We start from the raw sequence: 2,587 nt of genomic DNA on the forward strand, positions 1-2,587 counted from the left end.
CCCCACCCCCGCCAACCGCTGGCTCCCGGACGCGGAAGAACTGATCAGCGCCCTGGCGTACGCATGCGGCCGCGAGGCGCGCAGGTAGCGGGTGACAGGTGGATAGGGGGACCAACTGTCCTGCGAGAAAGCCGCATATCGGGCATCCCGCAGGACAATTGGTCCCCTTATCCGGTGTCCTTCATCCGGTGAGGACTCCGTCCAGGAACGGTTCCACCACTGCTCGCCAGCCCTCCGGCTGGTCGTAGTGGACCAGGTGGCCGGCGTCGGGGACCTCCGCGTACTCGCCGCGGGGCAGGACGCGGACCATCTCCTGGGCCTCGGCCCGGCCCAGCTCGCCGTCGAGGCCGCGGACCACGAGCGTGGGGCACTGGACCTGGGCGAGCTCCTCCCAGTGGGCGTCGTACACCCACGTCTCACGGGTGTTGAGCATCTGGTCGCGGTCGAAGACCGGTCCCCAGCCGTCCTCGGACTCGGTCATGACCTCGGCGTAGAAACTGCCGCGGGCCGGGTTGGGGCGCTCCACCCAGGGGTCGTCCTCGCCGAACCACTTGCGTACGTCCGCGAGCGTGGCGAAGGGGACGGGCCAGGCCTCGAACCAGTCGGACCATTCGCGCTGCGAGGCGGCGCCGAGCGCCGAGGCGCGCATGTCGCAGATGACGAGTCCGCTGACGAGATCGGGGCGGCGGGCGGCGAGCTGCCACGCGGTGAGGGCGCCCATGGAGTGGCCGATGAGCACGGCGGGCGCGAGATCGAGCTGGACGAGGGCGGCCTCGGCGTCGTCGACATAGGCCTCGCGGGTGAAGGGGCCGCCGGCCGGCTTCTCGCTCTGGCCGTGGCCGCGCTGGTCGAGGGCGACCGCGCGATGCCGCTCGGCGAGCCAGCGCGCCGTACCCGCCCAGTGCGAGGCGCGGCCCATCAGGCCGTGCAATAACAGCACCCCGGGTTCACACCCGAGCTCGGCGCGCTGCTTGTCATCCTTCGGGGGATCGGCGAACTCCCAGGCGGCAAGGCGCACCCCGCCTGCTCCGGTCACATCGATGCGCCGCACCATACGTCCTGGCACCCCCCTCGCTCGGGCCTGTTGCCGTAGTGCTCAGTGCTCCGTGAAGCAATGCTCCGTACGCCTAACGTACGGCCACGTTATCGAACTCCCTTTCGAAAAGCCCTTTTCGCCCGAAAACACCCCTCGTTCGAGTGACCGCGCTCAAGGATTGACCGGCCTGGCCGAGGGGAGATCTTCTGCGGGAGGCGGGCCGCTCGGGGAAACCGGTCCGGCGGGGTGACCTTGAGAGCTCGGGGCTCCAGGTCAGCACAGGGGAGGACAGGCCCCGGCACCGCAAGGTGCCGGGGTCCTCTGCTGTGAAGTGGCGAAGCGACGCGGCTGCTGAAGGGCAGGCGTGCACCGTCTCAGTACGGCGGGTTGTACGGCACATCCTCCCGCCCCTCCCTCGCCGGCGCCCACGCGGTCAAGAGCCCTCAGGTCATATGCCTCACCGACAGCCTCGCACTTAAATCACCCGGGCGGGGCGGTTCCGTCCGTGAATCTTGGAATCACCGGCCCCAACTTCCGTGCCCCGTGGGGCAGTTGAGGCACGACGGGTGCGTGAGCCCACCGCGGCACCGGGTGGCAGCGACCTCAGCGCTTCCGCCCGGGCGACAGCGACCTCAGCGCTTCCGCCCGGGCCGCAGCAACCTCAGCGCTTGGCGACGAACACGTGCGACGCGACCTCGGCGTCCAGTTCCGCGGCCTCGCCGCTGCTGCCCACCAGGACACCGCCGGCGGCCTGGGTCACGCTGACCACCGCACCGGGCTGTACGCCCGCGCGGCGCAGCGTGTACATGAGCTGGGCGTCGGTCTGGATGGGCTCGCCGATCCGGCGCACCACCACGGTCTTGCCCTCGGTGCCCGGCTCCAGGTCGGCGAGGCTGACCATGCCCTCGTCGAGGAACGGGTCGGCCTCGGCCTTCTCGCCCAGCTCTTCGAGACCGGGGATGGGATTGCCGTACGGCGACTCGGTGGGGTGCCGCAGAAGCTCCAGGACGCGGCGCTCCACGGCCTCGCTCATCACGTGCTCCCAGCGGCAGGCCTCCGCGTGCACCTGCTCCCACTCCAGGCCGATCACGTCGACGAGCAGGCACTCCGCGAGGCGGTGCTTGCGCATCACACGGGTGGCGAGCCGGCGGCCCTCGTCGGTCAGCTCCAGATGGCGGTCCGCGGCGACGGAGACCAGTCCGTCGCGCTCCATGCGTGCGACCGTCTGGCTGACCGTCGGGCCGCTCTGGTCGAGCCGCTCGGCGATCCGGGCACGCATGGGGACCACACCTTCCTCCTCGAGCTCGAGGATGGTGCGGAGATACATCTCCGTGGTGTCGATCAGTCCGGACATACGTGCCCCTCGATGCAGTCTCGATACGTCTCGTCGCGTCAGGGCCTGTCTTCGCACTCCCGCCGGCGCCCGGCGCCGGGCGGTCGGGGATGCCAAGAAAGGTCCTGGCCCTGAGTCAATTCTGACGCATCGCACTGACAACCGTGCCGCGCGGGCCGAGGACGGCGAAGAGGAGCCCCCGGAAACCCCGTGACACC

General features: G+C 70.3%; 2 protein-coding genes and 1 pseudogene. 1 reads left to right on the forward strand and 2 read right to left on the reverse strand.

Annotated elements, in window-relative coordinates:
- Nucleotides 1-88 (forward strand): annotated as a pseudogene (locus G6045_RS40225) (bifunctional DNA primase/polymerase); the annotation flags it as partial.
- Between the two features lie 93 nt (nucleotides 89-181).
- Here the strand turns inward: G6045_RS40225 and G6045_RS40230 are convergent.
- Nucleotides 182-1,054 (reverse strand): alpha/beta fold hydrolase, encoded by an 873-nt coding sequence (locus tag G6045_RS40230; protein ID WP_165337199.1) that lies wholly within the window; start codon nucleotides 1,052-1,054, stop codon nucleotides 182-184.
- 643 nt (nucleotides 1,055-1,697) lie between these two features.
- On the reverse strand, nucleotides 1,698-2,390 hold the full coding sequence (locus tag G6045_RS40235; RefSeq protein ID WP_052579321.1) for a metal-dependent transcriptional regulator: 693 nt from the start codon (nucleotides 2,388-2,390) through the stop codon (nucleotides 1,698-1,700).
- Nucleotides 2,391-2,587: the final 197 nt, after the last annotated feature.

It is taken from the genome of Streptomyces mesophilus (assembly GCF_011044995.1).
Classification (GTDB): domain Bacteria; phylum Actinomycetota; class Actinomycetes; order Streptomycetales; family Streptomycetaceae; genus Streptomyces; species Streptomyces mesophilus.